Origin of the sequence: Nocardioides sp. cx-169 (genome assembly GCF_021083605.1) — a bacterium.
In the GTDB taxonomy this organism is placed as follows: domain Bacteria; phylum Actinomycetota; class Actinomycetes; order Propionibacteriales; family Nocardioidaceae; genus Nocardioides.
Map to the genome: position 1 here is coordinate 74,390 of NZ_JAJNRO010000001.1, position 21,795 is coordinate 96,184.

General features: G+C 73.2%; 22 protein-coding genes. 11 read left to right on the forward strand and 11 right to left on the reverse strand.

Annotated features, from left to right (window positions below):
* The first annotated feature begins 1 nt into the window (after position 1).
* The 3 genes from LRP67_RS00335 to LRP67_RS00345 all read left to right on the forward strand — a co-directional run bounded on the left by LRP67_RS00335 (position 2) and on the right by LRP67_RS00345 (position 2,515).
* Positions 2–889: a glutamate ABC transporter substrate-binding protein gene (locus tag LRP67_RS00335; RefSeq protein WP_231267961.1), complete on the forward strand. Its 888-nt coding sequence runs from the start codon at positions 2–4 to the stop codon at positions 887–889.
* A gap of 76 nt (positions 890–965) precedes the next feature.
* Positions 966–1,649 (forward strand): amino acid ABC transporter permease, encoded by a 684-nt coding sequence (locus tag LRP67_RS00340; RefSeq protein ID WP_231267962.1) that lies wholly within the window; start codon positions 966–968, stop codon positions 1,647–1,649.
* A complete protein-coding gene (locus LRP67_RS00345; protein ID WP_231267963.1) occupies positions 1,649–2,515 on the forward strand; it encodes an amino acid ABC transporter permease in 867 nt (288 codons plus the stop codon). The genes LRP67_RS00340 and LRP67_RS00345 overlap by 1 nt, the downstream gene beginning before the upstream one ends.
* Before the next feature lie 2 nt (positions 2,516–2,517).
* Here the strand turns inward: LRP67_RS00345 and LRP67_RS00350 are convergent, their stop codons facing one another.
* Entirely contained in the window at positions 2,518–2,997 is a 480-nt protein-coding gene (locus LRP67_RS00350; protein WP_231267964.1) for a hotdog fold domain-containing protein, read from the reverse strand.
* Between the two features lie 75 nt (positions 2,998–3,072).
* Here LRP67_RS00350 and LRP67_RS00355 point away from each other — a divergent pair, with 75 nt between their 5' ends.
* The gene (locus tag LRP67_RS00355; protein ID WP_231267969.1) at positions 3,073–4,185 is read left to right on the forward strand and encodes a TIGR03857 family LLM class F420-dependent oxidoreductase; all 1,113 of its coding nucleotides are present in this window, start codon (positions 3,073–3,075) and stop codon (positions 4,183–4,185) included.
* On the forward strand, positions 4,182–5,219 hold the full coding sequence (locus LRP67_RS00360; RefSeq protein ID WP_231267970.1) for a phosphotransferase family protein: 1,038 nt from the start codon (positions 4,182–4,184) through the stop codon (positions 5,217–5,219). The genes LRP67_RS00355 and LRP67_RS00360 overlap by 4 nt, the downstream gene beginning before the upstream one ends.
* Before the next feature lie 35 nt (positions 5,220–5,254).
* Here the strand turns inward: LRP67_RS00360 and LRP67_RS00365 are convergent, their stop codons facing one another.
* Together LRP67_RS00365 and LRP67_RS00370 are read right to left on the reverse strand one after the other, a co-directional pair.
* Complete coding sequence (locus LRP67_RS00365) at positions 5,255–5,659, reverse strand: VOC family protein (RefSeq protein WP_231267972.1); 405 nt, start codon at positions 5,657–5,659, stop codon at positions 5,255–5,257.
* The gene (locus LRP67_RS00370) at positions 5,656–6,426 is read right to left on the reverse strand and encodes a trans-aconitate 2-methyltransferase (RefSeq protein WP_231267974.1); all 771 of its coding nucleotides are present in this window, start codon (positions 6,424–6,426) and stop codon (positions 5,656–5,658) included. The genes LRP67_RS00365 and LRP67_RS00370 overlap by 4 nt, the downstream gene beginning before the upstream one ends.
* Before the next feature lie 65 nt (positions 6,427–6,491).
* On the opposite strand from LRP67_RS00370, the gene LRP67_RS00375 reads away from it, so the two are divergent.
* A complete protein-coding gene (locus LRP67_RS00375; RefSeq protein ID WP_231244801.1) occupies positions 6,492–6,977 on the forward strand; it encodes a MarR family winged helix-turn-helix transcriptional regulator in 486 nt (161 codons plus the stop codon).
* A gap of 15 nt (positions 6,978–6,992) precedes the next feature.
* On the opposite strand, the gene LRP67_RS00380 is transcribed toward LRP67_RS00375, so the two are convergent.
* The 7 genes from LRP67_RS00380 to rsmI all read right to left on the reverse strand — a co-directional run bounded on the left by LRP67_RS00380 (position 6,993) and on the right by rsmI (position 14,455).
* A complete protein-coding gene (locus LRP67_RS00380) occupies positions 6,993–8,762 on the reverse strand; it encodes an ABC-F family ATP-binding cassette domain-containing protein (RefSeq protein WP_231267975.1) in 1,770 nt (589 codons plus the stop codon).
* Complete coding sequence (locus tag LRP67_RS00385; RefSeq protein WP_231267977.1) at positions 8,755–9,669, reverse strand: 4-(cytidine 5'-diphospho)-2-C-methyl-D-erythritol kinase; 915 nt, start codon at positions 9,667–9,669, stop codon at positions 8,755–8,757. The genes LRP67_RS00380 and LRP67_RS00385 overlap by 8 nt, the downstream gene beginning before the upstream one ends.
* Positions 9,666–10,529 (reverse strand): 16S rRNA (adenine(1518)-N(6)/adenine(1519)-N(6))-dimethyltransferase RsmA, encoded by an 864-nt coding sequence (gene rsmA, locus LRP67_RS00390; protein ID WP_231267978.1) that lies wholly within the window; start codon positions 10,527–10,529, stop codon positions 9,666–9,668. The genes LRP67_RS00385 and rsmA overlap by 4 nt, the downstream gene beginning before the upstream one ends.
* A 30-nt stretch (positions 10,530–10,559) precedes the next feature.
* Complete coding sequence (locus tag LRP67_RS21170) at positions 10,560–11,705, reverse strand: transglycosylase family protein (protein WP_308189676.1); 1,146 nt, start codon at positions 11,703–11,705, stop codon at positions 10,560–10,562.
* A 208-nt stretch (positions 11,706–11,913) separates the two neighbouring features.
* Positions 11,914–12,759 carry a TatD family hydrolase gene (locus LRP67_RS00405; RefSeq protein ID WP_231267979.1) on the reverse strand — a complete coding sequence of 282 codons (846 nt, stop codon included), beginning with the start codon at positions 12,757–12,759 and terminating at the stop codon, positions 11,914–11,916.
* On the reverse strand, positions 12,756–13,595 hold the full coding sequence (locus LRP67_RS00410) for an alpha/beta fold hydrolase (protein WP_231267982.1): 840 nt from the start codon (positions 13,593–13,595) through the stop codon (positions 12,756–12,758). Before LRP67_RS00410 ends, LRP67_RS00405 begins: the two co-directional genes overlap by 4 nt.
* Positions 13,592–14,455 (reverse strand): 16S rRNA (cytidine(1402)-2'-O)-methyltransferase, encoded by an 864-nt coding sequence (gene rsmI, locus LRP67_RS00415; RefSeq protein WP_231267983.1) that lies wholly within the window; start codon positions 14,453–14,455, stop codon positions 13,592–13,594. Before rsmI ends, LRP67_RS00410 begins: the two co-directional genes overlap by 4 nt.
* Positions 14,456–14,503: 48 nt before the next feature.
* Here rsmI and LRP67_RS00420 point away from each other — a divergent pair, with 48 nt between their 5' ends.
* The 4 genes from LRP67_RS00420 (at position 14,504) to LRP67_RS00435 (ending at position 17,943) form a co-directional block, all read left to right on the forward strand.
* The gene (locus LRP67_RS00420) at positions 14,504–16,132 is read left to right on the forward strand and encodes a dolichyl-phosphate-mannose--protein mannosyltransferase (RefSeq protein WP_231267985.1); all 1,629 of its coding nucleotides are present in this window, start codon (positions 14,504–14,506) and stop codon (positions 16,130–16,132) included.
* Positions 16,133–16,156: 24 nt separating this feature from the next.
* Positions 16,157–16,561, forward strand: coding sequence for a pyridoxamine 5'-phosphate oxidase family protein (locus LRP67_RS00425; RefSeq protein ID WP_231267987.1), 405 nt, complete (start codon positions 16,157–16,159; stop codon positions 16,559–16,561).
* Positions 16,562–16,747: 186 nt separating this feature from the next.
* Positions 16,748–17,227: an SRPBCC family protein gene (locus LRP67_RS00430; RefSeq protein ID WP_269210893.1), complete on the forward strand. Its 480-nt coding sequence runs from the start codon at positions 16,748–16,750 to the stop codon at positions 17,225–17,227.
* The gene (locus tag LRP67_RS00435; protein WP_231267990.1) at positions 17,224–17,943 is read left to right on the forward strand and encodes a hemerythrin domain-containing protein; all 720 of its coding nucleotides are present in this window, start codon (positions 17,224–17,226) and stop codon (positions 17,941–17,943) included. The genes LRP67_RS00430 and LRP67_RS00435 overlap by 4 nt, the downstream gene beginning before the upstream one ends.
* Positions 17,944–17,946: 3 nt before the next feature.
* On the opposite strand, the gene LRP67_RS00440 is transcribed toward LRP67_RS00435, so the two are convergent.
* Positions 17,947–21,297, reverse strand: a complete 3,351-nt coding sequence (locus tag LRP67_RS00440; protein ID WP_231267992.1) for a BTAD domain-containing putative transcriptional regulator — start codon at positions 21,295–21,297, stop codon at positions 17,947–17,949.
* A gap of 106 nt (positions 21,298–21,403) precedes the next feature.
* On the opposite strand from LRP67_RS00440, the gene LRP67_RS00445 reads away from it, so the two are divergent.
* Complete coding sequence (locus LRP67_RS00445) at positions 21,404–21,721, forward strand: DUF4235 domain-containing protein (protein WP_231267993.1); 318 nt, start codon at positions 21,404–21,406, stop codon at positions 21,719–21,721.
* Positions 21,722–21,795: the final 74 nt, after the last annotated feature.

Sequence of the window (21,795 nt, forward strand, 5' to 3'; positions counted from 1 at the left end):
TATGCGACACACGAGGCTCAAGGCCGCGATCGCGGTGGTCGGACTGACCCTCAGCCTGGCCGCCTGCGGCGACGCGGGCAACGACGACGAGGGTCGTGACGTCGAGGCGGAGGAGGTCAGCGCGGACGACTTCGAGGAGGGCTCGTACATGCGCGAGCTCGTCGAGGCCGGGAAGATGACCATCGGTGTGAAGTACGACCAGCCCGGACTGGGCTTCAAGGACGCGGCCAGCGATCTCCCGACCGGCTTCGACGTGGAGATGGCGAAGATCCTGGCCTCCAAGCTCGGCATGGACCCAGCCGAGGACGTCACCTGGGAGGAGACGATCTCCGACAACCGCGAGCCCTTCCTCGTGGAGGGACGCGTCGACCTGGTCCTCGCGTCGTACTCGATCACCGACGAGCGTCGCAAGGTCGTCGGCCAGACCGGTCCGTACCTCATCACCGGCCAGCAGGTGCTGGTCGCCGAGGACAGCGACATCACGGGCATCGAGGACCTCAAGGGCAAGACGGTCTGCTCGGTCACCGGCTCGACCTCGCTGGAGAACGTCGAGGCCGCCGGCGCCAAGGGCGCCCCCGCTGACACCTACTCGCAGTGCGCCGAGGACGTGCTCAACGGCACCGTCGAGGCGATGTCGACCGACGGGTCCATCCTGCTCGGCCTCGCCGCGCAGAACGAGGGCGAGCTCAAGGTCGTGGGAGACGAGTTCTCCGAGGAGCGCATCGGGATCGGCTACAGCCTCGAGCACCCGGAGATGTGCGGCTGGATCAACGAGGTGCTCCAGGAGTCCTTCGACGACGGCTCGTGGGCAGAGGCCTTCGAGCTGACGCTCGGAGGTGACGGCGTCGAGACGCCGGAGCCCCCGGTGCTCGACGAGTGCCCCGCCTGACCTGACGTACGACGGGAGGGTGGCCGGGATCCCCGGCCACCCCCACCGCCCCTGACCAGATGAGAGGAGCCGCGACGTGGACGTGATCGTCGACAACGTCGACCGGGTCGCTCTGGCCTTCGGCTACACCCTGCTGCTCTTCGTCATCGGCGGCATCATCTCGCTGGTGCTCGGCACCGCGCTCGCCGCGATGCGGGTGGGGCCCATCGCCGTGCTCAGCCGCGGCGCGGCTCTCTATGTCACTCTCGTGCGCAACACCCCGCTGCTGATCGTGATCTTCTTCTTCCGCTACGCCGGCCCCAAAGTCGGTCTGTCATGGAACTTCGTCGACGTCCAGATCGGCGACATCGACCTCAACAACGTCTTCACCGCCTGCGCCGTGGGCATCGGCATCTACACCGCGGCCTTCGTCTGCGAGGCACTGCGCAGCGGCATCAACGCGGTGCCCCTCGGCCAGGCCGAGGCCGCGCGCGCCATCGGGCTGCCGTTCGCCGGGGTGATGCGCGAGGTCGTGCTCCCTCAGGCGTTCCGTGCCTCCGTGCCGCCCATGGCCAGCGTCCAGATCGCCCTGCTCAAGAACACCACGGTCGCGGGTGCGGTCGGCGTGGCCGAGGCCTTCGCCCGGATGAAGGGCCTGACCAACGACTACGCGACCGCGCGCACGGAGATCTTCCTCGCCTTCGCGATCTTCTTCGTGGTGCTGGTCGAGATCCTCTCGTTCTTCGCCAACCGTCTCGAGCGCCGATGGAGGATCGCCTGATGGCCTCCGCAGTCCTGTTCGACTCCCCCGGGCCCAAGACGGTCCGCCGCCACCGCATCTACACCGGGCTGTCGCTCGTGGTCGTCCTCGCCGTGCTGGCGTTCGTCCTCCTGCGTCTGCGAGACGCCGGCCAGTTCGAGTACGCGAAGTGGGAGCCGCTCCTCACCCCGCAGTACCTGGAGGCGCTGCTCGAAGGACTGGTGGACACCCTCAAGATGGCGTTCACCTCGATCATCCTCGCCGTGGTGGCGGGTGTGCTCTTCGGCGTCGGGAAGCTGTCCGACCACGCGTGGCTGCGCTGGCCCTGCTGGGCCGTCGTCGAGCTGTGCCGCGCCGTGCCGGTACTGCTGATGATGGTGTTCTTCTTCTACGTGGCCAGGATCGCCGGCGGAGTCGCCAACGGCGAGACGGGCGCCTACTGGAGCGTCGTGGCCGCCCTCACCGTCTACAACGGGGCGGTGCTGGCCGAGGTCTTCCGCGCGGGCATCCTCGCGGTCCCGAAGGGGCAGTCGGAGGCGGGGTACGCCATCGGCATGCGCAAGTCCCAGGTCATGTCCGTCGTCCTCCTGCCTCAGGGCGTGAAGATCATGCTGCCGGCCATCATCAGCCAGTGCGTGGTGGCGCTGAAGGACACCAGCCTGGGCTACGCGATCGCCGCACCGGCGCTCTCCAAGGTCGGTCAGTCGATCTTCCAGCAGTTCAACAACGCGCTCCCGACCGTGTTCGTCGTCGCCGTCATGTACATCGCGGTCAACTACGTCCTGACCCTGATCGCCACGTGGGTGCAGCACCGGCTCGTCGGTGAGCGCAAGCAGCTCGAGGTCGGCATGGTCGGCGGGCCGGCGCCCGACAAGGACACCGTCTGAACTCACCGGGTCTTGGGCGTCACCCACAGCTTGATGACGCCCTCGATGACCACGGTGCCGTCCTCGCGCACGCCGCGGACGCGCACCGGTAGGTCCGGGTCGTCGGAGGTCCACTGCTCGGGATCGGTCTCGGCGATGCAGGTGATGTCGCTGGTCGCCTTGGCGGTGTAGGCGACCTCCATCCCCTTGGGGATCCACCGCTTGTCGGCCGGGATCGTCACCTCGGCGAGCGCGCCCATCGCGGCCTCGAGACCGTTGCACAGGGCGATCGCGTGCACCGTCCCGAGATGGTTGTGGACGCGTCGGCGCTTGGGGATCACCAGCTCGGCCCGGTTGGGCCGGAGATCGGTGAAGCGCGGGCCGATCGAGGCGAAGTACGGCGCCTTCTGGCCGAAGGCGAGGGAGAACACGCGACGGCCGACGCCGGCGCCGAGGACCGGAAGGGCGTTCGCGCGGTTCCAGAGGGTGAGGACCTGGCTCATGGGCCAGACGTTACCAGTGGGTAACTTTGTGGGGGCTGACCTGACACGCGTCAAGTCCTGCTAGCGTCCGCGAGCGTGACGCACACCACACCCGGTGTCGCTTCGGCACAGGAGCTGCCGGAGCTCGCCTGCTACGGCCTGGCCGGCCACAGCGCCGGCCCCGCCGACCTGGTCGGCGAGGTCCGCGAGGCCGAGCGACTTGGCCTCGGCTCGGTGTTCCTCTCCGAGCGGTTCAACGTCAAGGACGCCGCCGTGCTGGCCGGGGCCGCGGTGGCCGCGTCCACGTCCATCGGGGTGGCCACCGCCGCCACCAACCACAACACCCGGCACCCGCTCGTCACCGCCACCATGGCCACGACGCTGCACCGGATGAGCGGCGGGCGCTACGCCCTGGGCCTGGGCCGCGGCTTCGACCTGCTCTTCGACGTCATGGGGGTCCCCCGCGTCACCGGCGCCCAACTGGCCGACGCCGTCGGGATCTACCGCCGGCTCTGGCACGGCGAGGCGTTCGCCCACGAGGGCCCGGCCGGGAGCTACCCCTACCTCAGCCAGGACAGCGGCTTCGACGAGCACGTCCCGGTGCTGATGATGGCGATCGGGCCGAAGTCGCTCGCGCTCGCCGGCCGGGTGGCCGACGGGGTCGTGCTGCACACCTTCCTCGGCGACGAGACCCTCGCCCGCTCGGTGGGCCTGGTCCGTGAGTCGGCTGCCGCCGCCGGCCGCGACCCGGCCGCCGTGCGGATCTGGGCGGTGCTGGCCGTCGTCGAGGAGTCGATCCCCGAGGAGCTGCGGCTGCGCAAGCTGGTGGGGCGACTGGCGACGTACCTGCAGGGGTACGGCGAGGTGCTGGTGCGGGCCAACTGCTGGGACCCCGCGGACCTGCGGCGCTTCCGGGAGGACCCGCTCGTGCAGGGCTACGCCGGTGCGTTGGACGCGGTCGGGACCACCGAGCAGCTGACCTACCTGCGCGACGAGGTGCTGCCGGCCGAGTGGCTGGCGGCCTCGGCGACCGGGTCCGCGGACGCGTGCGCACGGCGGGTCCTGGACCAGCTCGACGCCGGCGCGGACAGCGTGGTGCTGCACGGCGCGACGCCTGCCGAGCTGGCGCCGGTCGTGGCGGCGTACCGGGCACTGCGGCCGGCGGGGCGCTTCGACGCGCTGCCGACCAACCCCGGGTGGGCGCGATGAGCGCCGGCGTCGTCACCGAGGCCGCGGCACTGACCCCCGACTGGCTCTCCGAGGCGCTCGGCGGCCGGGTCGACGACGTGGTCGCCTCCGCGGTCGGGACCGGTCAGATCGGCACCTGCTACCGGCTCACGCTCACCGGCGACGGGGTCCCGGCCTCCGTGCTGGTCAAGCTGCCGGCCTCGGACCTGGCCTCGCGCGACCTGCTGGCGGGCGCCTACCGCGGCGAGCTGGTCTTCTATTCCGACATCGCGCCGACCGTGGCCGTGCGCGTGCCGGCGTGCCACTACGCGGCGATAACCCCCGACTCCGGGGACTTCGTACTGGTGCTGGAGGACCTGGCGCCGATGCGGCAGGGCGACCAGGTGGCCGGCTGCACCGCCGAGCAGGCACACGACGCGGTGGTCAACCTCGCCGGTCTGCACGGGCCGCGCTGGTGCGACCCCACGCTCGAGGACTTCGACCATCTCGCGCTGACACCGGCCGACCAGATCGACCTGCTGGCCGAGCTCGCCCCGTCGACCACCGAGCTGTTCGTCGACGGGCTCGGCGACCTGCTCTCGGCCGAGGACGTGGCCACGCTGCGTGCGGTCGCCGAGGTGGTGGGGCCGTGGAGCTACGCCCGCAGCGAGCGGTTCGCCCTGGTGCACGGCGACTACCGCCTCGACAACCTGATGTTCCACCCCGACGGCGCCCGCGGCTCGGTCGCCCTCGACTGGCAGACCCTCTCGCTCGGCCTGCCCGCCCGCGACCTCGCCTACGTCATCGGCACCTCGCTGTCGCCGGACGTCCGGCGCCTCCACGAGCGAGGCCTGGTGGCGGCCTACCATCGCGCCCTCACGTCGTACGGCGTGAGCGGCCACAGCCTCGAGGAGTGCTGGGACGACTACCGCTTCGCGATGGTGCAGGGCCCGCTGGTGGCGACGTTCGGGTGCGCCTACGGCACCCGCAGCCCGCGCGGCGACCGGATGTTCGCCACCATGGTGGCCCGCTCCTGCGCGGCCATCCGCGACCTCGGCACCTTGGCGCTGGTGTGATCGGGCGGTGCGCGAAAGCGCGCGAGTTTCACCGGCTACCCGGTGAATCTCGCGGGCGCAGCAACCAGCAGCTCCACCCGGTTGCCGTGGCCGTCGAAGGTGTGCACCCGATCGTGGCCGGGGAAGGTGTCGCGCTGGCTGAGGTCGACCTCGTAGCCGGCGTCCTCGAGGCGGCGGCGTACGGCGTCGAGCTCCGCGGCGCTGCCGAGGACGAGGGCGGGATGGGCCTTGCGCGCGGGGATGAACGCGTCCTCGACGCCGACGTGGATCTCGGCGGTGACGGCACCGGCCTCGTCGTAGGCGCGGAACCATGCCCCGCCCCGTGCGCGCAGGTCCTCGGGCTTGTCGACCTCGTGCAGGCCGAGGGCGCCGGCGTAGAAGGCGCGGGCGACGTCCTCGCCGCCGCGCGGGCAGGCGACCTGGACGTGGTGCAGCCTCATGGCCGCCTCGCCACGACGAAGATCCGGCGGAACGGCAGGACGACGCGACCGTCCCGGTCCGGATATGCCTCGCGCAGGCGGCGCTTGAACTCCGCCTCGAACTCCGGCCGCAGGTCGTCGGGCAGCGCCTGCAGCGTCGGGCGCGCGCCGGTGCCCGAGACCCAGGCGAAGACCGGGTCCTCGCCGGCGAGCACGTGCAGGTAGGTCGTCTCCCAGGCGTCCACCTCCCATCCCAGCCCGGCCAGGGCCTCGAGGTAGACGGCCGGGTCGTGGCTCGCGGGGTCGGCGATGCCCTGGACGTGGGCGGCGTACGGCGGCTCGGCGGCGAGCGCGGAGCGCAGGGTGTGGCTGGGCTCGCCGAAGTTGCCGGGCACCTGGAAGGCCAGCCAGCCGCCGGCGCGGACCGCGTCGGCCAGGGTCGGCAGCAGCTCGAGATGGCCCGGCACCCACTGGAGGGTGGCGTTGCTGAGCAGGACGTCGACCCCGCCCTCCGGCGGCCGCCAGGTGCGGAGGTCGGCGACCTCGAACCGCAGGTCCCGCTGCGCCTCGCGGGCGGCGCGCACCATCTCCTCGCTGGAGTCGACGCCCACCACCTCGGCCTCCGGCCAGCGCTGGGCCAGGAGCGCGGTGAGGTTGCCCGGGCCGCAGCCGAGGTCGACCACCCGGCTCGGGCGGTCGGCGCCGACCCGGCCGAGCAGGTCCACGAACGGCCGGCCGCGCTCGTCGGCGTAGGCGAGGTAGCGCTCGGGGTCCCAGGTGTGCGGCATGGCCCCATCGTGCGCCCGCATGTATCTTGATGTCAAGATTCTCGATGCTCGGCTACGCTGCTCCCATGCGGGACGAGGTGGACGACCTGGTCGAGGCGTGGGCGCGCGAGCGCGGCGACCTCGACCTGGAGCCCGTCGCCGTCTTCAGCCGGATCAGCCGGCTCGCCCGCCACCTGGACCTGGCCCGCCGGGCCGCCTTCACCGCCCACGGGATCGAGTCGTGGGAGTTCGACGTGCTCGCGGCCCTGCGCCGCGCCGGAACGCCGTACGAGCTGTCGCCGGGGCGGCTCCTGCGCGAGACCCTGGTGACCAGCGGGACCATGACCAACCGGGTCGACCGGCTGGCCGCGCGCGGCTTCGTCGAGCGCTACCCCGACCCCGAGGACCGCCGCGGTGTGATCGTCCGTCTCACCGCCGAGGGCAAGACCGCCGTCGACGCGGCGTTCGAGGCGCTGCTGGAGGCCGAGCGCGCACTCCTCGCCGACCTGGCTCCCACCCAGCAGCAGCGGCTCGCCGCACTCCTGCGCACCCTCCTCGCGCCGTACTCCTGATCGACCAGTCGGTCGTCACTGCTCGAGGATCTCGGCGGCCTCGAGCCACTCGAGCTCGAAGTCGTCCTTCTGAGCCCGGAGTGCCTGGAGCTCGGCCCCGAGCTCGGCGAGTCGGGCGTGGTCCTGGGCGTGCTCGAGCATGAGGCCGTTGAGCTCAGCCTCGCGGGCGTTCACCCGGGCCAGCTGCTTCTCCAGGCGGGCCAGGGTCTTGCGCGCGGTGCGCTCCTCGGCGCCGCCGATCTTGCGCTTCGGCTCGCCCGATCCCGTCGACGGGGTCGGGGCGGCGGCCGCGGCGAGCGAGGCGGTACGACGCTCGAGGTACTCCTCGACCCCGCGCGGCAGCATCGAGATCTTGCCGTCGCCGAGCAGCGCCCAGACGGAGTCGGTGACGCGCTCGAGGAAGTAGCGGTCGTGGGAGACCACGATCAGGGTGCCCGGCCAGCCGTCGAGGTAGTCCTCCAGGACGTTGAGGGTGTCGATGTCGAGGTCGTTGGTGGGCTCGTCGAGGAGCAGGACGTTGGGCTCGTCGAGCAGCAACCGCAGCAGCTGGAAGCGACGACGCTCGCCACCGGACAGGTCGCCGATGCGGGTGGTCAGCTTGTCGCCGGTGAAGCCGAAGCGCTCCAGCATCGAGGTGGCGCTGATCTCGCCGTCCTGGGTGCGGGCGACCCGGCTGACCTTCTCGACGGTCTCGAGCACGCGGCCGGTGGGGTCGAGGTCGTCGAGCTGCTGCGAGAGGTGGCGCAGCAGGACGGTCTTGCCGCGCTTGACCCGGCCCGACTGCGGCTCCAGCTCGCCGGCGACCAGGCTGAGCACCGAGGTCTTGCCGGCGCCGTTGACGCCCACGATGCCGACCCGGTCGCCTGGGCCGAGGCGCCAGGTGGCGTGGGAGAGCAGCCGACGCTCGCCGCGCACGAGGTCGACGTCCTCGACATCGATGACGTCCTTGCCGAGCCGCTGCGAGGCGAAGCGCTGCAGCTCGAGCCGGTCGCGCGGTGGCGGCACGTCCTCGATCAGCGCGTTTGCCGCGTCGATGCGGAACTGCGGCTTGGAGGTCCGGGCCGGCGGGCCGCGGCGCAGCCAGGCCAGCTCCTTGCGTACGAGGTTCTGGCGGCGCGCCTCGGACGCGGAGGCCTGGCGCTGCCGCTCCGCCTTGGCCAGCACGAACGCCGCATAGCCGCCCTCGTAGGCGTCGACGACCCCGTCGTGCACCTCCCAGGTCCACTGGCAGACCTCGTCGAGGAACCACCGGTCGTGGGTGACGACGACCATCGCCGACTCGCGGGCGGCCAGATGCGCCGCCAGCCAGGCCACGGCCTCGACGTCGAGGTGGTTGGTGGGCTCGTCGAGCACGATCAGGTCGTGGTCGCCCAGCAGCAGCGCGGCCAGCGAGCAGCGGCGCCGCTCGCCACCGGACAGCCCGACCACCGCGCGATCGAGCGAGACACCCGCGAGCAGCGTCTCGACGATCTCGCGGGTGCGCTGCTCGGCGGCCCACTCGTGGTCGGAGCGACCGCCGAGGACCGCCTCGCGCACGGTGTGGGTGTCGATGAGCTCGTCGCCCTGGTGCAGGTAGCCGACGTGCAGCCCGCGCTGGCGCGAGACCCGGCCGGAGTCGGGCTCCTCGAGGCCCATCATCACCTCGAGCAAGGTGGTCTTGCCGTCCCCGTTGCGCCCGACGATGCCGATGCGCTGCCCTGCCGCGATGCCGAGGGAGACCTCGGTGAGCAGCGGGCGCACGCCGTACGCCTTCGAGACGCGCTCGAGGTTGAGCAGGTTAACCATGGTTTCCTCCGACGATATGGGCTCCGGCGACAGCGCCGTTGGCCACGAGCACGATGCCGTGCCCGCGCCGCATCAGCGCCCCCGCGAGGTCACGCGCGTGGTCGGCGGACTCGCACAGGAACACGCAGGTCGGCCCCGAGCCGCTGACGAGGCCGCGCAGCGCGCCCTCCTCCTCGCCCTCGTCGAGCAGCAGCCCGAGGTCGGGGCGCAGGTCGATCGCGGCCGCCTGGAGGTCGTTGCGCAGCAGCCGGGCCAGCCGGTGCGGCTCGCCGGATGCCACGGCAGCGATGAGCTCGTCGGCGGGCGGCGGCGTGGGCGAGGCGTCGGGGAAGAGCTTGTCGAAGTGGCGGTAGACCTCGGGCGTCGACATCCCCTCGAGGCTGGGCACGAGCACCCACCACCAGGTGCCGGCATCCGCGAGCGGGGTGACGAGCTCGCCGCGCCCGGTGCCGAGGGCGGTCCCGCCCAGCAGCGCGAACGGGACGTCGCTGCCCAGCTCGGCGGCGATCGCGAGCAGGTCCTCGTCGCTGGTCTGGGCGTCCCACAGGCGGTCCAGCGCGACCAGGGCCGCGGCGGCGTCGGCCGAGCCGCCGGCCAGGCCACCGGCCACGGGGATCGCCTTCTCGATGAGCAGGTGCCCGTCGGACGCGATGCCGTGGTGGCGCGCGAGCAGGCTCGCCGCGCGGGTGACGATGTTGCCGCTGTCGACCGGTACGGCGCCAGCGTCGATCCAGTCCGACACCTGCAGGCGCAGGTCCCAGCCCGACTCGTCGTCGCTGGCGGTGACGTCGTCGCACAGGCCGATGGCCTGGTAGACGCTCGTGAGCGGGTGGAAGCCGTCGCCTCGCGGGGCACCGACCCCGAGGTGCAGGTTGATCTTGGCCGCGGCGCGGACGGTGACGTTCATCGGGGCAGGACCTCCGCGATCCGGGCGAACTGCTCGACCGACAGGGACTCACCGCGCGCCATAGGGTCCACGCCGGCCTGCTCCAGCGCGGCGGCGGCCTCCTCGGCCGACCCGACCAGCTGGCGCAGGGCGCCGCGCAGCACCTTGCGGCGGTGCGCGAACGCCACGTCGACCACCGCGAACACCTGCTCGCGAGTGGCCGTGGTCGTGGGCGGCTCGCGGCGGGTCCAGGCGACCAGCCCCGAGTCGACGTTGGGCGCCGGCCAGAACACGTTGCGCCCGATGGCGCCGGCCCTGCGGACATCGGCGTACCAGGCGGCCTTCACCGACGGGACGCCGTACACCTTCGAGCCCGGCGGCGCGGCGAGCCGGTCGGCGACCTCCGACTGCACCATCACCAGCCCACGCTCCAGCGACGGCAGCAGCTGCAGGAGGTGGAGCAGCACCGGCACCGAGACGTTGTAGGGCAGGTTGGCGACCAAGGCGGTGGGCGCCGGCCCGGGGAGCTCGGTGATGCGCATGGCGTCGGCGAGCACGACCTCGAAGCGGTCGGCCTGGGCGGGAGCGTACGTCGCGATCGTCTCGGGCAGCAGCCCGGCGAGCAGCTCGTCGACCTCGATCGCGACCACCCGACGGGCAACGCCGAGCAGGGCCAGGGTCAGCGACCCCAGGCCGGGGCCGACCTCGACGACCACGTCGTCGGGCCCCACCCCCGACTCGCGCACGATGCGGCGCACGGTGTTGGGGTCGATCACGAAGTTCTGCCCGCGCTGCTTGGTGGGGCGCAGGTCGAGGCGGTCCGCGAGCTGACGCACCTCCGCCGGCCCGAGAAGCCTCGGACCGGCGGAGGTGTCAGACATGACCGCCACGGTAGTGGCCGGGTGTCGGGCTCAGGTGGGGAGGCCCAGCTTGGCGGCGCAGCCGGGCCACGAGCCGTAGCCGCCGGTCGCGTCGCGCAGCCGCGTGGCGACCGCGATCTGGGTCTCGCGGCTGTTCTCGCTGGGCAGCCCGGTGCCGCCGTAGGCCTGCCAGGTGCCGAGGTTGAACTGCAGGCCGCCGTAGTAGCCGTTGCCGGTGTTGATAGCCCAGTTTCCGCCGGACTCGCACTGTGCCAGGGAGTCCCAGACGGTGTTGCCGGTGGCGTAGGCCTCCACGGCCGGTGCGGTGCCGACCTCGACGATCTCGGCGACCGGCTTGCGGACCACGCGCTGCTGGAGCACCTTGCGCACCGCCAGGTCGCCGTTGCGGTACTCGAGGCGGTAGGTCGCGTTGCGCAGGCCCGTGCGGCCCTCGCGGACCACCGAGGTCTCGCCCTCGGTCATCGAGTCGTCCTCACGCTCGACCGTCGCGAAGTCGATGGCCTCGCCCTTGACGCTCTTGCGCACGACGCGGACGTCGGTGAACACGATCTTGTCGCCGTCCTTGACGACCGTCCCGAGCCCGGGCTTGGCCTCGTCGGTCTTGTGCACGGGCACGCCGGCCTCGGCGAGCGCCTCCTTGACGGTGAGCGCGGTGACCTGACGCTTGACGGGCTTGCGCCCGGCGATCGCGAGCGTCAGGTCCTTGACGGTGACGACCTCGAGCTTCAGGCCGTCGCGGTCGATCGGGGCGCCGCGGCTGGTGGAGAGGTCGGCGTCACGCTTGAAGCCCATGCCGATCTCACCCAGCGCGGAGGCGACGTCGGTCGAGGTGACCCAGTGGGTCTGCTCGACGCCGTCGATCTCGACCTCCAGGGGCCGTGCGTACTTGACCTTGACCAGGTCGCCGTCCGCCACGGACTCGTCGACGCTCGGGAGGACGACATCGCGGTCGCCGACCTTGATCCCCTCGGACTCGAGGACCTCGCCGACCGTGTCGCCGAACGCCGTCACCTCGCGGGTCTCACCGTCGACCGAGACGCGCACGGTGGTCGCGAGAGCGGAGTAGCCGAGCGTCGCCCCGACGACCGCGAGGGACGCCACGACGACGAGGCCGACGAGCACCCGTCGACTGCGCAGGATCTTGCCGATGGTGGTGCTGGGTGCGGTGCTGAGCACGATTCTCCGAACGTTGTCATCCCCGGGTCGTCGGGTGCCAGCGCGGTGGTGCAAGATGTGCTGCGCTGGGTGGCTTCCGTGTCCCGATCCCGGCCTTCTGCGCTCCACCACAACAGTGAACCCGCCCCAAATGCAAACCCTCGCGTGCCTGCGACGGCGGGTCGGGTGACCCATCTCTCCGCCGCTACGGGTGAGAGGCCTCTCTACCTCACCAGCTGCCGCCGAAGGCGCGCTCGGTGTTGGCGTCGACGGCCGCGCACAGCTCGGCCAGGTCCTCGCCGCGCACCTGCGCCATGAGCCGCATGGTCAGCGGGACCAGGTAGGACGCGTTGGGCCGGCCCCGGTACGGCGTGGGCGTGAGGAACGGCGCGTCGGTCTCCACCAGCAGCCGGTCAGCCGGCACGACGACCAGGGCGTCGCGCAGCGGCTGCGCGTTCTTGAACGTGACCGTGCCCGCGAAGGACAGATGGGCTCCCCGGTCGAGGCAGCGACGGGCGAAGTCGGCGTCACCGGAGAAGCAGTGCATCACCCAGCGCTCGGGGGCGCCCTCCTCGTCCAGGACGGCGAGCACCTCGTCGTGGGCGTCGCGGTCGTGGATCACCAGCGTCTTGTCGAGCCGCTTGGCCAGGTCGATGTGGCGGCGGAACGACGCCACCTGCGCCGCGCGGCCCTCCTCGCCGGTGCGGAAGTGGTCGAGCCCGGTCTCGCCCACCGCCCGCACCTTGTCGTGGGCCTGCGCCAGGACCTCGATCTCGTCGAGCGCCTCCTCGAGCGTGCCCGCGGCGGCCAGCCGCGGCGCCTCGTTGGGGTGCAGCGCGACCCCGGCGACCAGCGCGTCGTGCGCGGCGGCGGCCGCGACGGCCCAGCGGGCGCCGGGCAGGTCGCAGCCGATCTGCACGATGCGCGGCACCCCCACGGCGGCCGCGGCCTCGATCGCGCCGGCCGCGGACGCCAGGTCCGCTCCGGCGATGTCCAGGTGGCAGTGGTTGTCGACCACCGGGTGCGGCAGCGGCTCGGGGGCGGGCGGTGGGTCGCCCTCGCGGGGTGCGCTCATACCGACCAGACCCGGTCGAGCACGGTGCTCGCCAGCCGCTCCGGCGCCTGGGTCGGGATCCAGTGGCTGACGCCGGGCAGCTCCACGAAGGCGTACGGCGCATCGACGTACGCCGCCGTGAGCTGCGCGCCGCGCCGGTCGATCGCGCTGTCGCCGTCGCTCCACACGAACGTCGTCGGCACTGTGGTGCGAGCGGTGGCCAGGGCGCGGTCGACGAACGGAAGGGCGCGGTACCAGGACAGCCCACCGCTCAGGGCGCCCGTGTCGACGACCTCGTGGCGACAGCGGAGCACCTCCTCGCGGGTCATGCCGGCACGCGCGAGGGCCCGGTCGAAGGGGCCGCCGCGGACGCGCGCGGAGAGCTCCACGAGGTACGGCGCCTGGAACAGCAGCGTGTACCAGGAGCGCAGCGGCTGGGGCGAGCTCAGCATGGCCTTCTGGAACGCCGCGGGGTGCGGCACCGAGACCGCGGTCAGGGTGCGCACCAACACGGGGCGGCGCGCGGCCAGGCCCCAGGCGACGGCGGCGCCCCAGTCGTGCCCCACGACGTGCACCGCGCCGCCGACCCGCTCGACGAGTGCCGCCACGTCGTCGACCAGCTCGCTCAGGCGGTAGGCGCGCCGCCCGCGCGGCCGGGCCCCCTCGGAGTAGCCGCGCTGGTCGAGCGCGAGCGTGCGCAGCCCGGCCGCGTGCAGCAGCGGTGCGACGTAGCGCCACGACGTGGCGCGCTCGGGGAAGCCGTGCAGCAGGACCACGACGTCGCCGTCGAGGGGGCCGTCGTCGAGCACGTCGAAGGTCAGGCCCTCGCGCGACAGCGTGCGGATGCGGCGGCTCATGCGCCGTGCACCAGGTTGTAGACCTCGCGCTTGGGCACCCCGGCCAGCCGGGCCACCTCGACGATCGCGTCCTTGCGGCTCATCCCTCGATCCTCCCTCTCGCGCACGGCGTCGCGCAGACTGGCCTCGTCGGCGGGGACGGTCGGGCCGCCGTCGGCGCCCTGCACCACCACCGTCACCTCGCCGCGCACACCCTCGGCGGCCCAGGCCACGAGCTCGCCGAGCGGCCCCCGGCGCACCTCCTCGTGGGTCTTGGTCAGCTCCCGGCAGACGGCCGCGGGCCGGTCCTCGCCCCAGGCCTCGACCATCGCGCGCAGCGCGGCCTCGGTGCGGTGCGGCGCCTCGAAGAACACCATCGTCCGCTCCTCCTCGGCGAGTGCCGCGAGGCGGCGGGCGCGCTCGCCGGCCTTGCGCGGCAGGAAGCCCTCGAAGCAGAACCGGTCGACCGGCAGGCCGGAGACCGCCAGGGCGGTCAGCACCGCGGACGGCCCCGGGACCGCGGTCACGGGGACCCCGGCCTCGACCGCGGCCGCGACCAGGCGGTAGCCCGGGTCCGAGACGCTGGGCATGCCGGCGTCGGTGACCAGCAGGACCCGGTCGCCGGCGAGCAGGGCCTCCAGCAGGACCGGCGTGCGCGCGGACTCGTTGCCCTCGAAGTAGGAGACGACTCGCCCGGTGACGCTCACCCCCAGCTCGCCGGTCAGGCGCTTGAGCCGGCGGGTGTCCTCGGCCGCCACGACGTCGGCGGTGGCGAGCTCGTCGGCGAGGCGGGGCGGGGCGTCGGCGACCCGCCCGATCGGGGTCGCGGCGAGGACGAGCACACCGGCCCGGCCCCCGGGTCCACGCTCGTCGCTCGTCACGAGCCGATCATGTCAGTGGGGTGCACACGGCACGTAGAGTCCTGCCCCGTGCCGCTCCTCGCCCGCCGTCGCGACCCCGAGGGTCCGCTGGTGTCATGGGGCGCCGCACTGGGCGTCACCCTCCTCGCCCTCTTCCTGCGGCTGTGGCGCCTCGGCACGCCGCAGCAGTTCGAGTTCGACGAGACGTACTACGCCAAGGACGCCTGGTCGATGCTCAACCACGGCTACGTCCGTGACTACGTCGAGGACGCCGACAAGCTGATCCTGAACGGCAAGACGACGGGCGTCTGGACCGACGACCCGTCGATGGTGGTGCACCCCGAGGTCGGCAAGTGGATCATCGCGCTGGGCGAGCAGGCCTTCGGGATGGACCCGTTCGGCTGGCGGGTCTCCGCCGCCGTCGTCGGTGCCCTCATGGTGCTCGTGATGTGCCGGCTCGTACGCCGGCTGACCGGCTCGACGATGCTCGGCTGCGTCGCAGGGCTGCTGCTCAGCTTCGACGGGCTGCACTTCGTGCTGTCCCGGCTGGCCCTGCTCGACATCTTCCTCTCCTTCTTCCTGCTCTGCGCCGTCACCTGCCTGGTGGTCGACCGCGACTGGTACCGCGCCCGCATGGCCGCCGCCCTCGACGGACCGGTCGGCCCGGAGTCGTGGGGGCCCGTGCGGGCGGTGCTGCTCCGGCCGTGGCTGGTGCTCGGCGGGGTCTGCTTCGGGCTGGCCGTCGGCACCAAGTGGACCGCCGCCGTCCCGCTGGCGGCGTTCGGGATCCTGGTCTGGCTCTGGAGCGCGGGCGCCCGTCGCGCCTCGGGGGTCCGCTGGCCGGTGCTGCGCTCGGCCGTCGTCGACGGGATCCCGGCGTTCGCCCAGCTGGTGGTGGTCGCCTTCGTCGTCTACATCGGGACCTGGACCGGGTGGCTCGTCCACGCCGACGAGTACGAGGAGCACCTGTCGGCGACGCAGTACACCCGCTTCGTCGCGGAGGGCGAGACCTGCGACGACGAGCCGACGCTCAACGACGACCGGTGGCCCACGGCCTCTCAGCCCGACGCGGCCGGGCCCGGCGAGGTCGTGCAGTCGCTGCGCTCGCTGTGGAGCTACCACCAGGACCTGTTCACCTTCCACACCCACTTCCTCAACTGCAGCGACCACGACTACGGCTCCAAGCCGGCCGGCTGGCTGCTGCTCAACCGGCCCGTCGGTGTCGCCGCCGACACCGGGATCGAGCCCGGCACCCGTGGCTGCGAGGCTCCGGCCGGCAGCACCTGCCTGCGCCAGGTCCTGCTGCTCGGGACGCCGGTGCTGTGGTGGGGCGGGATCCTGGCCCTGCTGTACGCCGGGGCGATGTGGCTGGGCGCGCGCGACTGGCGCTTCGGCTTCGCCATCGTGGGCACGGCGTCCACGTGGCTGCCGTGGCTGCGCTACGACGACCGTCCGATCTTCTTCTTCTACGCCATCGCGGCGCTGCCGTTCATCGTGGTGGCGCTGACGCTGGCGATGGGCCGCCTGATCGGGCCGTCGCGGCTGCCGTCGACGCGGCGCACCGTCGGCGTCGTCCTGGCCGGCTCCTTCTTCGTGCTGGTGCTCGTGAACTTCGCGTGGTTCTGGCCGATCTACACCCATGAGCTGCTCACCCGATCGGAGTGGCTGGACCGGATCTGGTTCGCCCGCTGGATCTGAGCGTCCGGCGCCTAGGCTGCGGCCATGACCGTGTGGCGACCCGGCTGGGACGCGTTCCCGCAGCCTCTGCTGGACTTCTGGACCGAGCGCCACCTGTGCACGCTCACGACGCTGCGGCCCGACGGCCGCCCCCACGTCGTGCCGGTCGGCGTCGCCCTCGACCCCGAGCAGCGGTGCGCGTGGATCATCACCAACGCGGACTCGCGCAAGGCGCGCAACCTCGCCGGCGGCGGGGTCCTCGCGGCCTGCCAGGTCGACGGCGGGCGGTGGTCGACGCTCGAGGGCCAGGGGACCGTGCTCGGCGATCCGGAGTCGGTGGCCCGCGCCTGCGAGCGCTACGCCGCGCGCTACCGAGTCCCGGGGGAGAACCCCTCGCGCGTGGCGATCCGGATCGACGTCGACAGGTTCGTGTCGTCGGCCCGGACCTGAGGCTCCCACGCTCTGGAGGCGCGCTGGGACGCCGGCCCCAGCGCGATCCCAGGAGAGCCGGTCAGAGTTCGGGCGTCCGTTCCCGAGCACTCCTGGAGCACCCATGTCCCGCAGCACCTCCGCCCCCGCCGCGCTCTGCGTGACGCCCACCCCGCCCGTCACATCACGGCCCGCCCGGGTGCCGCGATGAGCGCCGGCAGGGTGAGGCGGTTCGCGGCCTCCGTGCGTGTGCCCCTCCCGGCCGAGGTCGTCGCCGACTACGTCCTCGACTGGAGCAACGACCCGCAGTGGCGCGCCCAGGTGCGGCGCTTCACCTGCGAGCCGCCGGGCCGCGCGGTCCCCGGCCAGATCCTGTGGGAGGAGCTCGGCTTCGCGGGGCTCACCTTCCGCACCCGGACCGTCGTCGGGCGCACCTCCCCCCTGAGTGCGTCCTACGACGGCGGATCCGGCGCGGTGCTCGTGACGGGCACCCGCCGGGTCTCGCCCCTCGACGAGGGGCGGAGCGAGGTCACGACGACCACGCACATCCGCCTGGTCGGGGCTCTCCGGCCGTTCGCGCCGGTGCTGACCCCCTCCTATCGCAGGGCGGACCGGGCCGACCTGCTGGCCCTGCCCGGGGTGCTCGCCGAGCACCTCTCCCGACGCGACGATCGGGTCCGGCCGTGACCGCGCACCTGCTCCCCGGCCAGGCGGCCGCGCCCGAAGGGCCCGCCGACCTGTCGATGATGTACGCGCTGCACCACGGCTTCCGGCGCGACCTGGCACGGTTCCACGAGGCCGTCCTCCGCACGCCCCTGGCGCAGGCCGGGACCTGGCAGGCCCTCCTGGAGAGGTGGGACCTGTTCGCCCTGCTGCTCCACGACCACCACCACAAGGAGGACGAGCACCTCTGGCCCTTGCTGCGCGGCAGGGTCGACGCGGGCGGGGATGCCGAGGGGGCGCGGGTGCTGGACGCGATGGAGGACGAGCACGCCAGGATCGACCCCCTGCTGGAGGCCGTGCGCAGCGGCTTCGGATCGCTGGCCGGCGGGCCGTCCGAGACCGGCCGGCACGGGCTCGTGGCCGACCTGGAGCAAGTCCGCGAGCTGCTCGGCGCCCACCTCGGTCACGAGGAGCGTGATGCGATCGCGATCCTGCAGCGCTACGTGCCCGGTGACGAGTGGGCACAGGTCGAGCGGGCCAAGTTCCGCGGCGGTCTGGGGCCGCGCGACCTGCTTCGCCTGGTGCCCTGGTGCCTGGAGGGCCTCCCGCCGCAGGTGGCGTCCGGGTTGCTGACCGCGGCCGGCCCGCCGTTCCGGGTGGTGCTGTGGTTGGGCCGGGGCCGGTTCCACCGCCTGGAGCGGGCTGCCTTCGCCTTCGTCCCCGAGGGGGTGGGTGCCTGACGGTCAGACGGTGTAGCGCCGCCGCGTCTCCAGGAGCTCCGACTCCACCCGCGACAGGCCCCACGCCCGGGTGAGGAGCACGGCATCGTCGGCGTGGGCCGACGCCGCATGGTCCTCCCCGAGAGCCTTCGCTCCCCAGGCCAGGAAGGTGTCGACCGGGCCGATCGGCACGGCGCTGCCCGCCGTGCACATGCGTCCCGCGTACGGCGCCGCGAGCGGGTAGGCGCGCGCCGCTAGCTCGCGGTCGTCCAGGCCCAGGGCGATCTCGCACGCCAGGCAGGCGTTGACGAGACCGACGTACGTCGCGTCGGACAGGTCGACGCCCTGGTGTCCGTGCAGCGCCCGGGCCAGGTCCCGCTGACCCGCGCGCAGCAGCACCACCACGGCCACGGGGCCCGCGGGGATGGTGGTGTCGGCGACGAAGTCGGCCATGGCCTGGGCCACCTGCTCGTAGTCACCCGCCAGCATGGAGCGGGCCACGGTGGTGACGGTGAGCGCGTCGACCAGGTTGGGCATCCGCAGCCGCTGCGCGAGCTCGCCGAGCCGGGCCAGCGAGGCGTCGGCCTGGTCGAGGTCGCCCCACATGGTCAGCCACGGGACCTCGAGCACCCGCAGGAACGCCTCGGCCGTGGCCAGGCCCCGTCGTCGACACTGGTCACTCAGCCGTGGAAGTGCGTCCCGCACGGTCGCTACGTCCCCGAGCTCGCTGGCCACCGACGCCCCCAGGGCCTCGGCCAGGAGCCGGAGGCGGCCGTCCCCGACGGCATCCGCCGCCTCGCGTGCGACCGCGACATAGCGCGCGCGATCGGCTGCGGCGTCGGCGCGAGCGCGAGCGGAGAAGGCGCCGAGGTAGGCGGTGGCGCGCAGCCGGGGCTCCTGCTCGCCGTCGGCGATGGCCAGCGCCTCCTCGACCAGAGCGTCGATGCGGGCCTGGTCGCCGCCGTAGTAGAGCTCCATCGCCAGCGCCAGCAGAGCCCGGCAGCGCAGGCCCGGCTCCGTCGGCGGCAGGGCGAGGAGAGCGCGCTCGAGGGCCTCCACGATGGGGTGGTGCACCGTGCCGAAGGGCCGCACCTGCCACAGCGCGCCCTCCATCGTCGAGATCGCGGCCCGGGCCGCCAGCTCGGGGTCCCCCAGTCGCTCCGCCACGACCACGGCCTCGTCCACAGCGTCCGAGACGCCCTGCCAGTCCGCGCTCCAGCGGCACGCCTCCGCGAGGAGGATGAGCAGCTCGAAGCGCTCGCCGTCGCCGCTGCCGATGTCGAGCCCCTGCCACCCGACGGCACGGCGCAGCAGGCGGGCCTCCTCGTCGTAGGCGCCGTCCAGCCGCGCCTGCTCGGCGGCCACGAGCACCGACCGCCAGGCCTCGCCGACCCAGCCGTAGCCCGCGAGCTCCCAGTGGTGCGCCAGCGCCGCGCGCTGGTCGGGGCGCCGCAGTCCGGAGCGGCGCTCGAGCACCTGGCTCACCGCCCGGTGCCACGCGGCCCGGGTCTGCTGGGGCTGGTGCGCGTGGACCACCTCGCGCACGACCCCGTGGGAGAAGCGGTACGCCGCGTTGACCCGGCCCTCGTCCACCACCAGGCCGGTCGCCAGAGCCGGGGCCAGCAGCTCCGCGGTCTCGGTGTCGCTGCGACCGGTCATCAGGCTGAGCAGGTCGAGGTCGACGACGATGTCGACGACCGAGGCTGCCTCGAGCAGCCGCACCGTGTCGTCGGGCAGTGCCCGCACGCGGCTCAGGACCACGTCGGACAGCGAGCCCGACAGTGCGCCGCCGGACAGCGCCAGCTCGGTGAGGAAGAACGGGTTGCCGGCGGCGCGCTCCCACAGGTCGCGCACGGTGTCGCGGTGGACGCACCCGGCGACCGCACCGACGAGCTCGCCCGCGGCGTCGACACCCAGCCCGTCCAGGTCGAGGCGGGTGGTCTGCCCCCTCGCCAGCGCGGCCGCGAGGTCACCCACCACCCGATCCGTTTCGCCGTCCAAGCGCGCGGTGACGACCACGCACAGACGCTGGTGACGCGCGACGGACTGCAGGTGCACCAGCAGCCGTCGGGTCGGCTCGTCGGCCCACTGGACGTCCTCCAGCACCAGGAGCAGCGGGTGCGCACGGGCCGCGTCGCACAGCGCCCCGGCGACCGCGTCCCACGTGGCGAAGTCGTCGGCGGGTGCCGTGTCGAGCAGACCGACGACCTCGGGGGCGTCGGCCAGTTGGTCGACCAGGCTCCGTGCGATGACCCGCCACGGCCACAGCGGTGGTGGGCCGTCCGCCGAGCACTGCCCGACCGCGACCGTGAAGCCCTGCTCGAACGCACTCAGCGACAGCTCGTGCGCGAGCCGGGACTTGCCGACGCCGGCCTCCCCCGTGAGCAGGACGACGTGCGGGCGCCCGGTGATGACGTCGGCGACGACCTCGCCCAGGCGGTGGGTCTCCTCGGACCGGCCGGCCAGGGGCCAGCGCGGCACCGGCGGTGACTCGCGGAAGTGCGACGTGCGGGCCTCCATCGGCGGCCCGGCTCCGCGGACCGGAAGGGACGCCGAGGCCGCACCGGCCCAGCCCAGGGAGGGGTCCTGTCGCAGGATGGCCGTGTGCAGCTCGCGGACCGGCGGGCTCGGGTCGACGCCCAGCTCGTCGGCGAGGAGCGCACGCAGCGACTGCAGCGACTGCAGGGCGTCGGCCTGCCGACCACTGCGGGCGAGCGCCACGGCGAGCAGCGCCCACCACCGCTCGTGGAGCGGGTGCTCGATGGTCTTCGCCGCGAGCTCCGGCACCACCTCGACATGGCGACCGAGGGCCATCCGCGCCACCACGCGCAGCTCCTGGGCCGACGCATTCAGGTCTCTCAGGCGAACCCGCTCTGCCTCGGCCGCGGGGTCCTCGCCGAGCTCGGGGTACGGCTCCCCGCGCCACAGCCCGACGACGTGGTCCAGTCCTCGCAGGGCCTCGGTGACCGCCGCGGCGCCGACGGCATCGGTGCGCGGGCGCAGGTGGTCGGGTACGGCGCGCAGGAGCGCGCGAGCCTCGGCGACCGCGCGCTCCACCGCGTGGTCGTCGCGCCCCTCGCGCGGCGTCCGTAGGGCGTAGCCGCTCTCCACGGTCACCAGCACCCGGGGCGACTCGCGCGGCGCCCGGTCCGGCTCGAGGCTGCGGCGCAGCCCGGCGACGTACCCGTGCAGCGTGGCGAGCGCCCCCGGTGGCGGATCGGCCGCCCAGACCCGGGCGATCAGCGTCTCGCTGGTGACAGGCATCCCGCCGGCGAGGGCGAGCCCGGCGACGATGGCACGCTGGCGCCGAGTGCCCAGGTCGACGGGCCGGCCGCCGGCGTGGACCTCGACGGGTCCCAGGACGGCGGTGCGCACGCGTTCAGCCTATGGAACGGCAATATCAGACGCATGGGGATTTCGGTGGATGCCGGCCCCCGCGTCCGCTGCCGGATGGAGCCGACCGGAGTGGGTACCGCGACTCATGGCCTCCGACAGCTCCAAGATCTTCACCGCCGTCTCGCTCGTCTCGGCCGTGGGCGCCGCCGCCATGGCGAAGAAGACGCTCAACGTCTCCTGGAAGGCGGCGACGGGCAAGAACCCGCCCGCCAACCCCGCCGACCCGGACGTGAACGTGTGGGAGGCGGTGGCGTGGGCCGCGGTGAGCGGCACCCTCATCGGCCTGGCCCGGATGTTCGCCGCCCGCCAGGCCGCCCAGGTCTACGCCAAGCAGACCGGTCACCTGCCTCCGGGCCTGCGCAAGGACGGCCAGGACCCGGACGCGCCCGCACCCGTGTCATGACCCTCGCGTGAGCCGGACCGCGGACCTGCGAGACTTGCCACTCGTCGGGAGGTGAGCGTGGGTCCGGTTGGCGC